Consider the following 16,860-nt stretch of genomic DNA (forward strand, 5'->3'; position numbering starts at 1 on the left):
GATCGCTGGTATCACGCAGGGCATCCCCTAGTGGGAATTATCGCCTTCCCCACCATTACGCCTAACACGGTGATGTTTCCCAGGCCCAACAAGCCCCGCTGCGACACTATTCGTGTATCAGCTATCCCGCTGCGCCCCGAACGATCAGAACAGGCGTGGAGCAGTTGTGCAGCACTTTATCGGTGACGCTGCCCATCATCACGCGATCAATGCCTTTTCGTCCGTGAGTTGCCATCACGACCAGATCATGTTCCTTGGCTGCCTCGAGAATGGCCGGCACGGGGTGTTCCTCGACAATTACCGCTCGGGTATGAACCCCCTTCGTTTCAGCTTTGGCTGAAATGCGGCTCAGAACTTTTTGGGCTTCAGCTTTATAGTCATTCATCAGCTTCTCGAAGTATTCGGGTGGCTGGGTGGCGTAATTCTGGAAGGGTTCGTACGGGCTTTCAATGGCATAAAGTATCGTCACCTCTCCCCCCGACAGTTTGGCTAGATCCAATCCTTGCTCTAGGGCACCCTGGCTAAACTCGCTGCCATCCGTGGGGATCAGGATTTTTTTGAACATAAGAGCCTCCTTGGGGCGTATAGGTCAGTGCAGCACAGGGCTTTCGCTCTGGTCAATACCCTAAACCTGTACCCCAGGGGCTTGTGTCCCTCAAGAAAGATGCGCAGCCAACGGCAAGCCGGTTTTCTAAAATACGTCTTCGGGCTTTTTCTCCATTTTGCCGGTGAGCCAGTAAATAATGCGCTCCGAGATATTCTCGAGGTGATCCCCCAGGCGCTCGTAGCTACGGGCCACCCGGCCCAGGGTGAGGGCTTTGGTGATGGTGCGGGGGTCTTCCATCATGTAGGTCAAGAGTTCGCGCGAGACCTCCTCGTAGAGGCCATCAATCTCGTCGTCGCGGCGGAATATTTCTTTGGCAGCTTCAATGTCACGCTCGGCAATCGCCTTAGAAACCAGATCGAGCATCAGGGTCAGGCGGCGGCCCATATCAGGCAGGGTGATGTAGTTTTTGAGCGGGGGCTCTTTGGCCAGCACAATCACGTCTTCGGCCACGTGTGCGGCGTAGTCGGCGGCCCGCTCGAGGTCGGTCAGGGCTTTGATGATGGTAAAGGCAAAGCGCAAGTCCGAAGCCACCAACCCCTGGCGGGCCATAAGGGTGATGGTCTGGGCCTCGATTTCCAGCTCCAGGGCGTCCACCTCGGCATCCTGGGCAATAATTTCCTGGGCCAGCCGGGGGTCTTGATCGGCCAGCGCCTTGGCGCTTTTATCCACCATCTCGCGTACCAGCGAGATCATACGAATGGTCTGTTCGGTCAGGTGGTTCAGTTCACGATCCAGGGTTTCGCGCATAGCCATACTCCGTACCTCCAGTTTAAACAGGTGTTTGGGTTGTCAGACGATTATAGGCAGTACCGGTATGGAGGGGGAATGTCAGGCCGAAAGCATTACCGTTCTCCAGGGCGCGTCCATAAGCGGTGCCGCCCCACCCCGCCGCCAGCCGCCGCACCAGGGCCAGCCCCAGGCCTGTGCCGCGCACATTGGCTGCATGTACCCCGCGCTGGCCGGCCTGGAAGAGCTTCTCAAACTCTTCCAGGGGCTGACCCTGATTGCGGACCTCGAGCCACACCCCATCGGCGTTTTGCCCGCTGACAACCACAATTTCAGCACCGGTTCCATACTTCAGGGCGTTATCCAGCAGGTTGAGCAGGGCCTGGTACACCGCGTCGGGGTTGGCCCGGATGGTATGGGGGGTTTGCCACTGAATCCAGGCCGACTTTTCGGCCAGTTGGGGGGCCAGGAAGCGCTCGAGGCGGCCTTGCAACTCTTCCAGGGCAAAGGTGCGTTCCTGCGAGGGGCGGCGGGTCAGGGGCAGGTCTTCCACCAGGCGCCGCAGGCGCTGGGTTTCCTGGTAGAGCATCTGCAAGGCTTCTTGTGCGTCCGGGCCTTTCAGGCCGCCTTGCAAGGCTTCCAGCAAGGAGAGCATCCCGGCCACGGGGGTGCGGAACTCGTGGGCCAGCATCCGGCTGGACTCCTCGAGGGCCTCGACCCGGTTTTTTTCCTCGGTTTGATCCCACAAAAGCAGGATGCCGGGCACGGCTTTGACCCACACGGTACGATTACGGGTCTCGATAATGTTCTCGCCTCCAATGCGGCAGAGCGCCTCGAGTTTGTGGTCGCGTAAGGCCAGCAGCAACGGGCGGCCCAGCACCCTGTCGCGTTCGACGCCCAGCAGCTCAGCTGCCACAGGGTTCAGATACAGCACCCGGTCTTCTGCAAAGACCATCACCCCTTCGCGGGCTGCTTCCCAGGCATCTTTCAAGAGGGTATCCATGAGGCTAGGGGCTTGGTTGAGCCGGGCCGGGCCAGGGCTGGTTGCTGAGCATTCCAACCCTCACTCTCTGAAGCGGTACCCTACACCGCGCAGGGTTTCCAGGAAGCGGGGAGCCTTAGGGTCTTCACTCAATTTATCCCGTAGCTGCGCTACATGCTGATCTACGGTGCGGGCCGTACCCAAGAACTCCTGACCCCAGACCCGCTCCAGGAGTTCTTCGCGGGTGTAGACCCGGCCCGGGTGTCGGGCTAGAAAAGCCAGCAGTTCGAACTCCCGGCGGGTGAGCTCGAGGGCGTGTCCGTCCAGGAAAGCCTGATGCCGCTCCAGATCCAGGCTCAGCGCGCCTCGTTCCAGCCGCCCACTTTTACCCACACGGCGTAACAGGGCCTGCACCCGTGCAATAAGCTCGGGGGTAGAGAATGGTTTTGTCAGGTAATCATCAGCCCCACGGGTCAGTCCCTCTACCCGGTCTCCTTCGCTGGCCCTGGCCGTGAGCATCAGCACCGGTAGGTTTTCGTAGCGCCCATCGCGGCGCAAGCGATCCAGGAGCCGCACCCCAGGCTCATCCGGAAGCATCCAGTCGAGGATGACCAGGTCGGCACCGGCGAGCTTCTCCCAGGCTTCGCCGGCGGTAGGCGCCTCCAGAACCTGATGCCCGGCCTTGGATAACGAAAGCCGCAACCCCATCCGGACAGAGGGTTCGTCCTCGACCAAGAGCAATTTCGACATCTCTAATAGTTTAGTCTCACCCCTGTCAAGCAAATGTCATGCCAGGTACCCACAAGCCCACACCTGCAAAGGGTAACGCCCTACAACCCCCTGTACAACACCCAGGCAAGCAGGAACCCCCGCGTCGTCCAGGCCAGGGTTCGAATCCAGTTGGTCGTCACCAGCAGAGCATGGGCTTGGGCGTCAAAACCTGCGGCCAGTTTTGCATGCAGCGGCACCGATACCAGCATGGTGGTAAGCCAGATTACCCCCACCAAAGCCAGGCCCAACCACCCCACCCAGACGGGCAGGCTCGAGGGCCACAAGGTCAGGATAGCAACGGCAGTGAGCAGCTCGAGCAGCATCAGGGGCCCGACCACCAGGGTAATCAGGTTGGCGTGGGCGTTTTGGTAGCCGGCAAACTCCGCCGACCCGACCCTGTTAAAAAGCGGATAATGGACCACCTGCACCATCCAGATGAGCCCCACCAAAAACCAGGTAGCAGCGAAGTGCAGTACCAACACGACCTTGAACAGCCCGTCGGTCATGGTTGGTGCCTCATCCATTTGAGCTTATAGCCCAAACTGATTAGTTGACTGTACATCACAGACCAAAGCTTTGCGGGTCTGCCGGTATGGTTCTCAGTGGGATGTTCGGGTAAGCTACGCCGTGGTATGGAAGCCCTGCTCAACACGGTAGTCCCCGTCGCCTTTATCGTTCTGATGGGCTATCTGGTCGGCAAGCGCATAGACTTCGACCTGCAAACGCTCTCCAAACTTTCCATTTACGTGCTGGTTCCAGTGTTAATTTTCGATGCCATGCTCAGGGCTAAACTGACCGGAGCCAGTGTGATCGGGATTACGGCAGCATTTTTCCTGGCCTCCGTGGCGCTGTATTTCCTGGGGCTGGGGCTCAGCAAATGGCTGCACCTCGACCAGGGCTCGAGCAAGACCCTAATTGCCTCCGCCACTTTTCCCAACTCGGGCAACATGGGGCTTTCCCTCACCTTTTTTGCCCTGGGGCAGCCCGGTCTGGATCGGGCCATTGTATTCTTCATTGCCAGCAGCGTGCTGATGTTTGGGCTGGGACCCGCCTTCTTGCGGGGGGGCGGGTTTGTGCAAAGCCTCTGGTTCACCCTGAGGCTGCCGCTGTTCTGGGCCCTGGCTGGGGGCTTGCTGGTGCGCGGGCTGGGTATCCCGCTGCCCCTGGGGCTCGACGAAGGGGTACATCTTCTGGGCCAGGCCTGCATTCCGGTAATGCTGCTCACACTGGGTATTCAGATTGCCAAATCCAAACCCGAGTGGGGACAGTTTGAGCTTCAGGCCAGCAGCCTGCGGCTTTTAGCAGCCCCTGCGCTGGCTGGGCTGGCCGGGTGGGCTCTGGGCCTGGAGCGTCTGGACATTCAGGTGCTGGTACTGCAAAGCGCCATGCCCATTGCGGTGAATGCTTTTCTGATGGCGGGGGAGTTTGGTGGGGATGGTCTCCGGGCGGCCAGGGCGGTGGTGGCCTCTTCGGTCTTATCTTTCCTCACGATTCCGGTGGTGCTCCTGTGGATTGGCCTGGGTTAGGCCCACGGAAACAACCCTCACCACACCAGCTTTACGCGTGTAGCCAACTTTCAGTAATGCACAAGGTGCGGGATGTTAAGTGCGCCCACATTAGATTTTTGTGGTGACGGTCTCGGCGAAAGAAGTGGCCGGTCTTCAAAGCGGCGCAGCTTATGGGCTCCCCTTTTCGGGTAGAGCAAATTCCTAACGTTGTTGTACTTAGGAAGTAGGTAGTGCATTTCAAAGCCCTAATACCAACTTCAGCCAGATACCCAACTCTCAGCGACGCGCAAGGTGGGAGTGAACGACAGGAGGTAGGTTGCGGTTTTCAAACGCCTGTCCCCTGACCCCTATTCCCTAGGTTCAGGAACCGGGTGGAGACGCAGGCGGCGCTGGAAGCAAGGGGGTGCCGACCTCGAGCTGCAAGACCGGGCTTTTCTGCACCAGCACCATGAGCCGGTAATAGCCATCGTCCAGACGATCAAAGCGGGCCTCGAAAGTGCCCGGTTGTTCGACCCAGATGGAGCGCTCCTGGAAGAGCTGATCGCCCTTGTACCAGCGCAGCTCGAGGTAGCCCGGCTCGGCCATGCGCCGCACAGTCAGCTTGGCGACCGCTCCACGTTCGATGGTTTCCAGGGTTCCACTCAGGCTGGTGCGGTCCGGTAGCGTAGCCCGACCAGGATCCAGCGGAAGGAAGGTATAGCGGCAGCCTGGCAGCAGCAGCCAGCCCAGCAAAAGAATCCAGCGCAGGTAGTTCATAATCCTTCCCCTGCCGTAACCAGGCTCAAAAGAGCAATGGGGGCGGTCTCGGCCCGCAGGATACGGGGCCCTAATGTGACGGGCGTGAAGCCTTGCTGTTCAAGGAATTCAACTTCAGCCTCGCTTAAGCCCCCCTCGGGGCCGGTGAGGAGGGCCGTGGGCTTTTCGGGGTTATAGGTGTCCCGCACCCGGCGCGAGACCCTGGGATGGGCCACAAAGCCCTGGTCGATGGTCGGAACTTCGTTGAGGGGTAGCATGGGCGTGACTTCGGGTACGACGCTGCGCTCACACTGTTTGGCGGCCTCGAGCACAACCCGACGCAGGCGCAGTAGCTTGTTTTCGCTTAGTTCTCTTACCACGCAGTGCTGGGTCAGGATGGGCACAATCCGGCTGGCCCCCAGCTCGGTAGCCGCCCGTACCACCTCAGCTAAGTGGTCACCTTTGAGTAGAGCCACAAACAAGGTTATGGTCTGTGGCGGCTCTTTGCGGGCCGGCCAGGTTTCTACGACTTGCAGGCGTACAAAGCCCTGCTCGAGCTGTAAAACTCGAGCACGGCCCTCCAGGCCTTTCCCATCAAACACACTTAAGAAATCGCCTTCCCTGGCCCGCAGCACCTCCAGCAGGTGGTGTGCTTCCCGCCCGGATAGCTCAACCTCGGATCGGATAACCTCAACAAAAGCACGGTGTGGGCGCATGTACTAAGCCTTTTGAAGGGGAATCAGCGTGCGGCGTAGATCAGACAAACCCACTCGCCCTCCTGTCGCCGGGCCAGAAGCGCGAAAGCGCTGGCCTCGAGAGCCTCCCGAACCAGGGCCTCCCGCTCAACCAATATGCCGCTCAAGACAAGGGTTCCGCAGATACCGAAAAGCCCCCGGTATTTTGGGGCAAAATAGGCGTGAAGCTCGGCATAGAGGTTGGCCACCGCCAGGTCAAAGGGGCCTTCTACATCGTCCAGGCTGCCCAGCTCGAAGGATACCTTAACCTGGTTCAGCTTTGCATTTTCGCTGGCCTGGGGAATCACCGCCGGGTCTATGTCGATGCCCACCGCTTGGGCCCCCAGCATGGCCGCCCCAATAGCCAGGATACCCGAGCCCGTCCCAAGGTCGAGGACGCGCATATCCGGCTCCACACGCTCAGCCAGGGCTTCCAGGGCCATGCGGGTGGTCTCGTGATGACCGGTGCCAAAGGCCATGCCCGGCTCAATGATGATCCGCTGTTCCTCGCCGCCCCACTCGTGCCACGGGGCCAGCACCACAAAAGGCCCTGCTACCACCGGTTTTAAGTCCCGCTTGTAGGCCTCCAGCCAGTCGGTGTCTGGGAGCTCGAGCCACTCTCCCGGAAAGGGCAGCTCCCTGCGTTCGGGAAAATAGGCCCATACTTCACCGGGCTTTTCCTCGAGGCCCCGGGCCCCCAGGTCGAACAGGGCAGCTGAATAAATGTCCACAGTTTCAAAGTCACCGCGCAGACGAAAAACGTGCATACCGTATTTTATCGCTTTAGATGCCAGGCTGCCCCCTGATTTGTAGGCCGATTGACGGGGGGGTAGCGATGCCTCGATCTAACATGAGTGCCTGACTGTTTATGCGCCAGGCAGCAAACCCCGTATTACTGACCCTTGCTGAGGGTGAGGCGAATCCTGCCCGAAATTGAACCACCGGGTTCCAGTACCTGCACGCCCGTATCGCTCCACCCCTGTGCCAGCAGGTTAAAGCCATTGGTAGCATGTGTCGCCGGTTCCAAAGCCACGCTCCCGTCCGGTGCAGTGAATACCACCAGATGCGAATAAATGGGGTCTGCGCGGAGCTCCAGCTGCCAGCCCGAACCAGGCCATTCTAGGTGCAGTACCCCCGTCCAGCCGACAAAAACGTGATCCAGGGCAGCCATGCCCAGTGCTCTGGGCTGCGAGAAGTCGAGCTGTGGAGGGATGGCCTCCGCAGGTCGGTTAGGAATGCCGGTAGCATCGGTCAGGTAGACTCGCTCGGCCTCGAAGGAGAGCTGGGCTTCGGCAGAGTTGCCCAGGTGGCGCATGAAGTAGGGGTGATGTCCAAAGCCCGCCGGCATCGGCCCGGTACCCACGTTTTGCAAAGCGGTCAGGATTTCGACGCCGTCGTCCAGCAGGTAGTACTGCATTTGTGCGGTGAAGGGAAAAGGAAAATTGATGTCTGGGAAAGCTCGAGCGTCAAAATCGCACTGCAAGATGTGCTCGTCAAAACGCTGCACCTTCCAGGCCCGTCCGTGAACTTCTCCGTGAATGGTTTGCCGTCCATCGATCCAGTTTGGGCGAAGCGTGTAGGTTCTCCCCGCAAACTGAAAGCGCCCATCCCGGATGCGGTTGGAATAGGGGGCCAGCAAGTAGCTCGAGGTATCGGGTGAGTGCCTTTGTACCAGGGCTGCCGGCGAAGTAGGGCGCAAAACGGGTAACCAGAAGCCCTGTTCATAGAGCTCGAGGCCCACCACACTGGCCCCGAGTTCTGGCGCAACCGTAAGACGCAAAAGAGGGTTCTGCAAGATCTGAAGGTTCATCAGCCTCAAGCGTACAAAATCGGGCCGGGTTTGGGGCGAATCATCGAAGGCTTCGATTTACTCGGACAAACACAAGTGAGACTTTGTGAGTAAAAATAGGGGAACCATTCCAGCAAAGAGGAGATTCCTCAAAGAGCTAAGTTGAGTCGGCGAATTTCAAATCTTGACAGATCGGCCAGCGGTGCGTTAAGATTTCTGAAATCGTTGTCAAAAAAATAAGTAACTAAGTTCTCCTTTCCCTTAGTGGACGTATTTTCTTGGTTTTCTAGAAGTGACAACGATTGCAGGCCTCGATATAAATATGATCAAAATTGCAGATGTAGCTAATATCGCTAAAGTTTCACCGTCCACCGTTTCGCGGGCGCTAACCAAACCCGATTTGGTTGCACGCGAAACCCGTGAACGGGTTTTGCAGGCAGCGCAACAACTGGGGTACCAGCCTAACAAGTTGGCCAGGGGTTTACGAAAGCAAAAGAACCACTTACTGGGTTTGATTGTGGGGGATATTCTGGCACCTTTCCATGCCACCTTGGCAAAGGGTGTTCAGGACGCCGCAGAGAAACACGGCTATATGGTGTTTCTATTCAATTCTGACGAGCAACCCGAAAAGGAGGCTCGCTACCTACAAGAGCTGCAAAGTCACTTACCTGAAGGACTGCTCTTAGTACCCACCGCCCAGACTCGTCAGCACCTACACGGCTTTCCTAGCATGCGCAACCTGCCCATCATCGAACTGGATCGTACTAGTGGCACCCCAGGGGTACACGCGGTGTTGGTCGAGAATATCCTGGGCGCCCGTGAAGCAGTGGAGCACCTAATTCAACTCGGACACCGCAGAATCGGGATGGTAGCTGGTGAGCCGGTCATCACAACCGCGCAGGAACGGCTCGAAGGTTATCGCCAGGCGCTCGAGCAGGCCGGAATTACGTTCGATGAGCGGCTTGTTGCCATCGGGTACCACAAGGAGGAGGGTGGATATGCCGCTGCCCTGGAACTCCTTCGACGCCCTCCCGCCGATCGGCCCACGGCCCTTTTTGTGGGAAATAGCGAGATGGCTGCCGGAACAGTACAGGCTATCCGCGATCTGGACTTGCGCATACCCGATCAGGTTTCGCTAGTTTCCTTCGACGATACCCGCTGGGCCCAGCTGATGAAACCCGCTCTGACGGTGGTGGCTCAGCCCGCCTACGAGATCGGTTTTTTAGCTTGTGAGACCCTAGTGTCATTACTGCGACAGAAGAAGTCGCTCGACAGCCAAACCTTACGACTGAAAACCCGCTTGCTGATCCGGCAGTCAACCACCCGGCCAAACGAGGAAGGTTAAGATGCGACTTTTCCTGGATTCTGCAAACCTGAGCCAGCTGCAACCCTTGCTTAGGACAGGTGTTTTTTATGGCGTGACCACCAATCCCTTGATTCTAAGGGAAAGCGGCCTCTCTATCGCCGAGCTACCCTCCTTCACCCAGGCAGTGCTCCAGGCAGGAGCAAGGGCCGTATTTCTACAGGCCTGGGGTCGTCAAACCGAAGTCCTTTATCAGTGTGGCCGGTTTCTTGCCAGCATCGACGGGCGGGTGGTTGTGAAACTTACTGCGACCCAGGAGGGCTTGAGCGCAGCCAGTCGGTTAGCCGCTGAGGGAGTACACACCTGCATCACGGCTGTCTACACCCCATTTCAAGCTCTGCTGGCCTCTGCGGTGGGTGCAACCTTCGTGGCGCCCTACCTGGGTCGCATCAACGACTCAGGGCGCGACGGGTACGCAATTATCGCGAAAATGGCTGAGTCCTTGAAGCACACAAGTTCCAGAACTGAAATACTGGCCGCCTCTATCCGAAGCACCGCCGACCTGGTGACACTTGCACAGGAGGGTGTGCGGTGCATAACCTTTTCGGTACCAATTGCCGAAAGGCTTTTTCAAGAGCCTATGACCCTCGAGGCCGCCGAAGCTTTTGAGCAGGCCATACAGGAAGTGAGCTTATGATCGTGGTAGCCGGTGAGGCCTTGATTGATCTCAAGCCCGTGGAGAGTCGGAACGGCTTTTTACTCAGCCCCCACCCCGGCGGCTCGCCCTACAATGTAGCGCTCAGCCTGGGGCGGCTGGGTGCCCCGGTGGCCTTTTTGGGTCGTTTCTCCACCGACTTCTTTGGGCAGTTGCTGCGGGCACATCTCCAGAAGAGCCGGGTTGACCTCAGCTACACTGCACAAGGCCCCGAACTCACTACCCTGGCCGTGGTAACTCCGGGCGCACAGGGGGAGTCCTTTTCCTTTTACGCCCATCGAACGGCCGATACGCTGCTGAATCCAAAGGATCTGCCCCACACACTTCCCGATGGAGCGCCCTTGCATTTCGGCTCAATTTCGCTTGTGCTCGAGCCCACCGCCAGCACCCTCGAGACCCTGATGCGACGAGAGGCCGGTCGGCGCCTGATCTCGCTCGATCCCAACGTAAGACCTTTTCTGATTCAGAATAAAGAAGCCTATAAAGCACGCCTTCGGAGTTGGCTTTCTCAAAGCAACCTGGTCAAAGTCAGCCAGGCCGACCTGGACTGGCTATATCCGGGTTTATCTATAGAGCAAATTGCCCGGGAATGGCTCGAGCTAGGCCCCGAGTGGGTGGTAGTAACCCTGGGCTCCGCTGGGGCAGCGGCCTTTTCGCGGACGTGTGAAGCGCGGGTTGAAGCCCCCCAAATAACCGTTGTCGACACCGTGGGTGCCGGGGATGCCTTCATGGCAGGTCTACTGGCGGGTCTAAACCACTCTGGTTTCACTTCCAGTACGAAACTGGCTTCGCTTGACCTCGAGCAGATTGCCGGTCTGCTCTCGTTTGCGACAAAGGTGGCTACCCTAACCTGCACCCGGGCTGGGGCAGACCCCCCTTGGCAGGAGGAGGTGATATAAACCCAGGGTGGCGAGGCCCTGTAGCCAGCGCGCCAACGATGAGCCGTAGAGCCACGCCAGCCTTGGGTACCCCGCGCACATAAGGAAACGATTCGGCCTAAGTCAAATCTCTCCTCAGCGGAGGTAGTCAGCATGATACCAAATCTTGCACGGTTGTTTTTTTTAGTCTTGTTTCTAGTTCCGGCCCTGGCCCAGACCGGGCGCTTTCAGGGTGTCAGCATCAATGTGCTGACTTTTACCGGTCCCCAAATTGCCGAGCCCCTTCGTCGCCATGCAGCCGCCTTTGAGCGGGCTACCGGGGCCAAAGTTAACGTGACCGTGGTGCCTTTCTCCGACCTGTACCAGCAAATTCTGACCGACGCAACCACCGGCACCAACAGCTACGATGCTTGGATCTTCGCACCCCAGTGGATGGCCGACTTTGCTCCCGCAGGTATTATGGAAGATCTGACTGCACGGGTGCGGGCCGATACCGCCATCCAGTGGAGCGACATCGGGGTGTTCTTCCGTGAGTTCAGCGCTTTGTACGGAGGCAAAATTCTGACCATCCCGCTGGACGGCGACTTCCAGATGGTCTACTACCGCACCGATGTGCTGCGTCAACTCGGTCTGCAGCCCCCCCAGACCTGGGACGACTACCTCAACATCGCCCAGCGCGCCAATGGACGGGACATGAACGGGGATGGCCGCCCCGACTTTGGAAGCTGTATCGCCAAGAAGCGCAACGCCCAGAGCTACTGGATGTTTATGAGCATCCTGGGAGGGTATGTCCAGACCCAGGGTACGCGCCAGGGCGCTTTCTTCGACACCCGAAATATGCAGCCGCTGGTGAAAAATCAGGCTTTTGCTGAGGCCTTACGCGTGTACAAAGAGACCACCCGTTTTGGCCCACCCGATGAGCTCAACCTGGATGTGGGCGATACCCGTGGGCTCTTCACCAGTGGGCGCTGTGCCCTCTCGATTGACTGGGGGGATATAGGCCCGTTGTCCATCGATCCTCAAACCTCCAAGGTCAAGGATCTGGTGGGGGCCGTAATTTTGCCGGGTAGCCGCAGGATACTGGATCGGAACACCGGCAACCTGGTTAACTGCAACGCACAGCTCTGCCCACACGCCATCAATGGGGTCAACCGTGCCCCTTACGCAGCTTTTGGGGGCTGGTCGGGCGGCATCAACGCCAAAGCAGCGGCGGCCAAGAAGGATGCGGCGTACGCACTTTTCAGCTACATGAGCCAGCCTGCTCAGTCGAACAAGGACGTGACCATTGGCATTACCGGCTTTAACCCCTACCGGGTCTCGCAGTTCCGCGACATTCAGACCTGGGTGGCGGCTGGCTTTAGCGAGGCCGGGGCCCGCAACTACCTGACCGCTATCCAGCAGAGCCTCAACAGCCCCAACATGGTGCTAGATCTACGAATTCCCAAGGCCCAGCAGTACCAACAGGTGGTGCTGGACCGAGTGCTCTCGGAATACCTGGCCGGTCAGCTTACCATTGCACAAGCCCAGGAACAAATCCATAACGGCTGGGAGGAAATCACCAACGCCGAAGGGCGACAGAAGCAGCTACAGGCCTACCTGGCCTCGCTGGGGATTGCCGGAAGATAGACCGTATGGGGTGGGGGCGGCCGCCCCCACCCGCCACTGGATATAAGAGATGAAAAAAGTAGAAAACAAGCTGCAGCAAGCTGGTCTTTGGATCCGGTTTGTGGGCTGGCTCGAGCGTCGTGCGGCAACGGTTTTTTTGCTTCCTTCGGTACTGGTAATCCTGGCCTTTGTCTTATTTCCGCTGGTGGGTTCGCTGTATAGCTCCCTAGCCCGCCTGCGGTTTAGTGAGGGAGGCCTCGAGCTAACTTTTGTAGGGCTGGCCAACTACCGCAAGCTTCTTTTGGGCAGCGAACAGGGGCACTTTTTGGGACAGCCGGGAGCTGGCCTTTGGGCGCTGGTGGTGATGGGACTCTTGGCCCTCGTCCTGGGGGTGGTAATGTACCACCGCTGGCGGGCAGGACGGTCAGTCTGGATATGGTTAGGGCAACCCTTGCTGGGTGGCTTGCTGTTGCTGGCCTTTACCTGGCTTTTCCTGAGCCGCCTGTGGCCCGGAACCCGTATGGGCACCCTGCAAACCACCCTTTTTTACGTAATGGCCGGTACCGCCTTGCAGTATTTGCTCGGCCTGGGACTGGCCTTGCTTTGTGCAGAACGCCTGCCGGGTACCCGCTTTTTCCGGGTGCTGTTCATCCTGCCTCTGGCCATCACCCCCATTGGAGTGGCTTATATGTTCCGCATGCTCACCGATACCGGTAAAGGTCCCTTGGTTCCCCTTTGGGAGGCCATGGGATTGTCGGGGTTCTCCTGGGTCAACGACCCCTGGGGTGCTCGGCTGGCCGTTTTGATCGGAGACGTGTGGCAGTGGACCCCCTTTGCTTTCATTGTGTTGCTGGCTGCGCTACAAAGCGTACCCCAGGAACAGGTCGAGGCCGCCGCGGTAGATGGGGCCAGCCGTTGGCAGGTTTTTCGTCACATCATCTTTCCCTATTTGCTACCGGCCAGCGCTACCCTGGTATTGATTCGGTTGATTGAGGGATTCAAGATTGTGGATCTACCCAACATCCTCACCAATGGCGGCCCCGGTACCGCCACCGAGTCCATTACCCTCCACGCCTACTTTGCCTGGCGCACTTTGGATATCGGTACGGCTGCAGCCCTGGGCTTTCTGCTGATGCTTCTGGTGAGCCTGATTACCAGCCTGTACGCTGCTTGGATACTACCCAGGGCCAGGGGGCAGGTATGAGGCGGGGTCGTTCTCCCCTGGCGCCTTCCCTTTGGCAGGTAGGCCTCACCTACCTGGCCTTGGGGCTGGCCTCGGTATTCGTGTTGTTTCCTTTGTACTGGCTGCTGATCACCTCCTTTAAACTGCCTGTGGATGTCAACAGCGGCCCTGTCTATCTACCCTGGGTAGACTTCAAACCGAGCCTGCACGCTTGGGAGTACGTGCTGGGTACCTTGGGATCCGATGTACGTCGGGCCTACGTCAACACTGCGGTGGTAGCCTTATGCAGTGCACTGATGGCCCTCTTTTTAGGCACCAACGCGGCCTACGCTCTTACGCGGTTCCAATACCACCCACGGGTAGGCGCTATTGTTTTGTTTGTGGCTTGCCTGGCGCTGGTGGTGGGCCTGGTGGCCTCAGGGATGCCCTGGCAGCCAGCGGTGGGACTGGGCTTAGTGGGACTCATCCTTGGTCTACAAACCCTGGGCAGGCGCTTTAAGAAACACCTCGGGAACGAGGAAATTGCCCTATGGCTAATTTCCAACCGCATCCTGCCCCCGGTGGTGGTGGTCATCCCCATCTACCTGCTCTTCCAGCAGTTGGGCCTGCTGGACACCCGCACCGCCCTGATCATCAGCTATACCGTCATCAATCTGCCCATCGCCGTCTGGTTGATGCGTGACTACTTTCAAAACATCCCCCACGACATCGAAGAGTGCGCCCAGATAGATGGCGCCAGCCGTTACCGAATCTTCTGGACTATTGTGCTTCCGCTCGCCGCTCCGGGGTTGGTGGCTACTTTTTTGCTACTGCTGGTTTTTGCCTGGAACGAGTACCTGCTGGCCTTATTTCTCTCTAAGGCCAACAGCCAGACCATGCCGCTTATGGTGGCGGCCATGAGCGGTACCCGTGGAACCGAATGGTGGTACATGTCGGTGATCATCATGTTGATGATTTTGCCGGTAGTGATTTTGGCATTCGTGCTGGAGCGCTATATCGAGCGAGGCCTGATCGTAGGGGCGGTGAAAGGATGAAACCCCGCATACGCGCCCTGGTGGTGGGCGGCCCGATGTACGACGGCCTGTACCAGACCATCGAGCTTTTTGCCCAGCACGAAGGTGTGGATATCGAGGTCGTCCGAGCGGCCAACCATCCCGACCTCAACCAGCGCATTGCCCAAGCCTTTGCTCAGGGCGCAGGTTTCGACTTAATCTCTACCCACTCGAAGTATGCGCCCGCGCAAAAGCAGTGGTTGCAACCGTTGGACGAACTTCTGAGCCAAGAAGAGCTATCTGCCTTTGATACCAGGGCCCTGGAGCTAGCCCGCATCGAGGGGGTGCTTTTCGGTCTACCGCGCAATCTGGATGTCAAGCTGCTACACTACCGCACCGACCGGGTAGCAGAAGTCCCCCCGACCTGGGAGGCTTTGGTGCTGACGGCTAAATCTCAACCGAAATACGGATTCGTTTTTCCTGGAAAGGGCTCGGGGCTGTTCGGGCATTTTTTTGAGCTGTGCGGTAGTGCCGGTCACTACCTGTACGAAGCCGACCCGCCCTATCCTCATGCGCAGCACCCGGCAGGGCTTTGGGCCCTGAACATCCTGGCTGCCTTAAGCCAGAGCGCCCCCAAAGAAACCACCGAGTGGGAATTCGATGCGGTAACCGCCTGCTTTGCCGCGGGAGAAGCCAGCCTAACCACCGACTGGCCGGGTAGCTTTCACCGTTACAAAAAAAGCCCCATTCGCGACCTGCTGGGCCTGGCGTTGTACCCCAAGGGGCCCGTGCGGCGGGCTACCTATGCCGGCAGCCACACCTTTGCCCTGGCCCGATCCAGCACCGAGCGTCCCCTGGCGCTGGCTTTGCTAAGACACCTGACCTCGAGAGAGGCCCAGCTGTTTGAGGCCCGGCAGGGTACCCTGCCTGCGCGAAGGGATGCCCTGGAAGCCATCCGTCAGGAAACCCCCCCCAACACGCTCGAGGCCAGCCGCTGGTATCTTCTAGAGCAAGCCCTTCACTACGCCTGGTTCCCCCCCAAGCATCCCCGCTACGCAGCAGTGGAGGCCGTGGTAGCCGCAAACTTGCAGTCCTTCTTGCGGGGAGAACAATCGGCAAAGGCCACCCTGGAACGCATGGATCGTGAGGGTCGGCAGGCTGCGGAGGGGGTCGGATGATGGTGGAGGTGCGGATGCCCAAGCCCGGCAACGCGGTAGAAAGCTGCTTGTTGTTGGCCTGGAAAAAAGAGGTGGGCGAGGCGGTACGGGCCGGTGAGGTGCTATGCGAGATCGAGACCGACAAGGCTGTAATGGAGGTGGAAAGCCCTGCCGACGGAGTTCTGCTGCAGCGCCTGGCCGAGGCTGGACAGGAGGTGCCGGTGCAAACCCCCATCGCCATCGTGGGCAAACCAGGGGCCGGTGCACCCACCCACCCCCTGCCCCCGGCCTCCGATAGAAGGAAGCCCGGTATCTCCCCACGTGCTCGGCGCTTGGCACCTCAGGAGATCCTCGAGAGCGTCAGCATCGGCGGAAGCGGGCCGGGCGGTCGAATCATCGAGCGCGACGTTTGCAAAGCCCTGGAGCATTCCCCTCCATCCGCTTCAGGGCCCGGCTTCGCTTCGTTGGCGCCCCCCGAGCCCTGGCAAGCCGTACCCCTGCAGGGTGTACGCAAGCGGGTGGCTGAGCGTATGCTGCATTCGCTCCAGCAAAGTGCGCAGCTTACCCTGCAAGCCTATGTAGAGGTGGAGGGTTTGCTCAAGCTGCGAGCGGAGCTCAAGCACCACAGCGATCCCCGCTTTAGAGAAGTGAATCTCAATCACCTGCTGCTTTATGCGCTGGCCCGCACCCTGCCACAGTTCCCCGAACTTAACGCTTGCTTGGTGGGCGATACCCTGTATCAGTACCGGGCTGTGCACCTGGGTTTTGCGGTGGATACCCCACGGGGTCTTCTGGTTCCGGTTCTTCAGCACGCCGAGCGGTTGGGCTTGCTGGAGTTAGCCCAAAAAGTCCGGCAACTGAGCGAGGAGGCTCGCCAGGGGAAGGCAGCACCGCAAGCGTTGCAAGGGGGCACCTTTAGCGTTAGCAACCTGGGTTCCCTGGGCATCGAGGTTTTTACCCCTATTCTGAATTCACCCCAGGTAGCCATCCTGGGCGTCGGCGCGGTGGGTTTGCGCCCTGTGCAGGACGGGCCAGAAGTGGTCTTCCGGCCCCATCTGCCGCTTTCGCTTACCTTTGATCATCGCGCGACCGACGGTGCACCCGCTGCTCGTTTCTTGCAAGCTTTGGGCCAGCGGCTTACCGATCCATTGTGCCTGCTGGCCCTTTGATGAGGA

General features: G+C 59.0%; 18 protein-coding genes. 9 read left to right on the forward strand and 9 right to left on the reverse strand.

Going from position 1 to position 16,860, the window contains the following annotated elements:
- Positions 1 to 121 precede the first annotated feature (121 nt).
- From Q0X23_RS14690 to Q0X23_RS14710, 5 genes are all read right to left on the reverse strand, one after another.
- A complete protein-coding gene (locus Q0X23_RS14690) occupies positions 122 to 565 on the reverse strand; it encodes a universal stress protein (RefSeq protein WP_297860967.1) in 444 nt (147 codons plus the stop codon).
- Between the two features lie 126 nt (positions 566 to 691).
- Complete coding sequence (gene phoU, locus Q0X23_RS14695) at positions 692 to 1,354, reverse strand: phosphate signaling complex protein PhoU (RefSeq protein WP_297861243.1); 663 nt, start codon at positions 1,352 to 1,354, stop codon at positions 692 to 694.
- 22 nt (positions 1,355 to 1,376) lie between these two features.
- On the reverse strand, positions 1,377 to 2,336 hold the full coding sequence (locus Q0X23_RS14700; RefSeq protein ID WP_297860968.1) for an ATP-binding protein: 960 nt from the start codon (positions 2,334 to 2,336) through the stop codon (positions 1,377 to 1,379).
- Positions 2,337 to 2,396: 60 nt separating this feature from the next.
- Positions 2,397 to 3,065 carry a response regulator transcription factor gene (locus tag Q0X23_RS14705; RefSeq protein WP_297860969.1) on the reverse strand — a complete coding sequence of 223 codons (669 nt, stop codon included), beginning with the start codon at positions 3,063 to 3,065 and terminating at the stop codon, positions 2,397 to 2,399.
- 80 nt (positions 3,066 to 3,145) lie between these two features.
- The gene (locus tag Q0X23_RS14710; RefSeq protein ID WP_297860970.1) at positions 3,146 to 3,592 is read right to left on the reverse strand and encodes a hypothetical protein; all 447 of its coding nucleotides are present in this window, start codon (positions 3,590 to 3,592) and stop codon (positions 3,146 to 3,148) included.
- Positions 3,593 to 3,718: 126 nt separating this feature from the next.
- On the opposite strand from Q0X23_RS14710, the gene Q0X23_RS14715 reads away from it, so the two are divergent.
- A complete protein-coding gene (locus tag Q0X23_RS14715) occupies positions 3,719 to 4,612 on the forward strand; it encodes an AEC family transporter (protein WP_297860971.1) in 894 nt (297 codons plus the stop codon).
- Positions 4,613 to 4,954: 342 nt separating this feature from the next.
- On the opposite strand, the gene Q0X23_RS14720 is transcribed toward Q0X23_RS14715, so the two are convergent.
- The 4 genes from Q0X23_RS14720 to Q0X23_RS14735 all read right to left on the reverse strand — a co-directional run bounded on the left by Q0X23_RS14720 (position 4,955) and on the right by Q0X23_RS14735 (position 7,873).
- Entirely contained in the window at positions 4,955 to 5,350 is a 396-nt protein-coding gene (locus tag Q0X23_RS14720) for a hypothetical protein (RefSeq protein WP_297860972.1), read from the reverse strand.
- Positions 5,347 to 6,045, reverse strand: coding sequence for a 16S rRNA (uracil(1498)-N(3))-methyltransferase (locus Q0X23_RS14725; protein ID WP_297860973.1), 699 nt, complete (start codon positions 6,043 to 6,045; stop codon positions 5,347 to 5,349). Before Q0X23_RS14725 ends, Q0X23_RS14720 begins: the two co-directional genes overlap by 4 nt.
- Before the next feature lie 23 nt (positions 6,046 to 6,068).
- Complete coding sequence (locus Q0X23_RS14730) at positions 6,069 to 6,830, reverse strand: 50S ribosomal protein L11 methyltransferase (protein WP_297860974.1); 762 nt, start codon at positions 6,828 to 6,830, stop codon at positions 6,069 to 6,071.
- Positions 6,831 to 6,955: 125 nt separating this feature from the next.
- Positions 6,956 to 7,873: an aldose 1-epimerase gene (locus tag Q0X23_RS14735; RefSeq protein WP_297860975.1), complete on the reverse strand. Its 918-nt coding sequence runs from the start codon at positions 7,871 to 7,873 to the stop codon at positions 6,956 to 6,958.
- Between the two features lie 301 nt (positions 7,874 to 8,174).
- Here Q0X23_RS14735 and Q0X23_RS14740 point away from each other — a divergent pair, with 301 nt between their 5' ends.
- The 8 genes from Q0X23_RS14740 to Q0X23_RS14775 all read left to right on the forward strand — a co-directional run bounded on the left by Q0X23_RS14740 (position 8,175) and on the right by Q0X23_RS14775 (position 16,854).
- Complete coding sequence (locus Q0X23_RS14740; RefSeq protein ID WP_297860976.1) at positions 8,175 to 9,197, forward strand: LacI family DNA-binding transcriptional regulator; 1,023 nt, start codon at positions 8,175 to 8,177, stop codon at positions 9,195 to 9,197.
- Position 9,198: 1 nt separating this feature from the next.
- Positions 9,199 to 9,852 carry a transaldolase family protein gene (locus tag Q0X23_RS14745; protein ID WP_297860977.1) on the forward strand — a complete coding sequence of 218 codons (654 nt, stop codon included), beginning with the start codon at positions 9,199 to 9,201 and terminating at the stop codon, positions 9,850 to 9,852.
- Positions 9,849 to 10,769 carry a carbohydrate kinase gene (locus tag Q0X23_RS14750; protein WP_297860978.1) on the forward strand — a complete coding sequence of 307 codons (921 nt, stop codon included), beginning with the start codon at positions 9,849 to 9,851 and terminating at the stop codon, positions 10,767 to 10,769. The genes Q0X23_RS14745 and Q0X23_RS14750 overlap by 4 nt, the downstream gene beginning before the upstream one ends.
- Before the next feature lie 132 nt (positions 10,770 to 10,901).
- Positions 10,902 to 12,374: an ABC transporter substrate-binding protein gene (locus Q0X23_RS14755; protein ID WP_297860979.1), complete on the forward strand. Its 1,473-nt coding sequence runs from the start codon at positions 10,902 to 10,904 to the stop codon at positions 12,372 to 12,374.
- A 49-nt stretch (positions 12,375 to 12,423) separates the two neighbouring features.
- A complete protein-coding gene (locus tag Q0X23_RS14760) occupies positions 12,424 to 13,557 on the forward strand; it encodes a carbohydrate ABC transporter permease (RefSeq protein ID WP_297860980.1) in 1,134 nt (377 codons plus the stop codon).
- Positions 13,554 to 14,570, forward strand: coding sequence for a carbohydrate ABC transporter permease (locus tag Q0X23_RS14765; RefSeq protein ID WP_297860981.1), 1,017 nt, complete (start codon positions 13,554 to 13,556; stop codon positions 14,568 to 14,570). The genes Q0X23_RS14760 and Q0X23_RS14765 overlap by 4 nt, the downstream gene beginning before the upstream one ends.
- Positions 14,567 to 15,706: an extracellular solute-binding protein gene (locus Q0X23_RS14770; RefSeq protein ID WP_297860982.1), complete on the forward strand. Its 1,140-nt coding sequence runs from the start codon at positions 14,567 to 14,569 to the stop codon at positions 15,704 to 15,706. The genes Q0X23_RS14765 and Q0X23_RS14770 overlap by 4 nt, the downstream gene beginning before the upstream one ends.
- Positions 15,703 to 16,854, forward strand: coding sequence for a dihydrolipoamide acetyltransferase family protein (locus Q0X23_RS14775; RefSeq protein WP_297860983.1), 1,152 nt, complete (start codon positions 15,703 to 15,705; stop codon positions 16,852 to 16,854). Before Q0X23_RS14770 ends, Q0X23_RS14775 begins: the two co-directional genes overlap by 4 nt.
- The last annotated feature ends 6 nt before the right edge of the window (positions 16,855 to 16,860 follow it).

Source organism: Meiothermus sp. (assembly GCF_026004115.1).
Taxonomy (GTDB): domain Bacteria; phylum Deinococcota; class Deinococci; order Deinococcales; family Thermaceae; genus Meiothermus.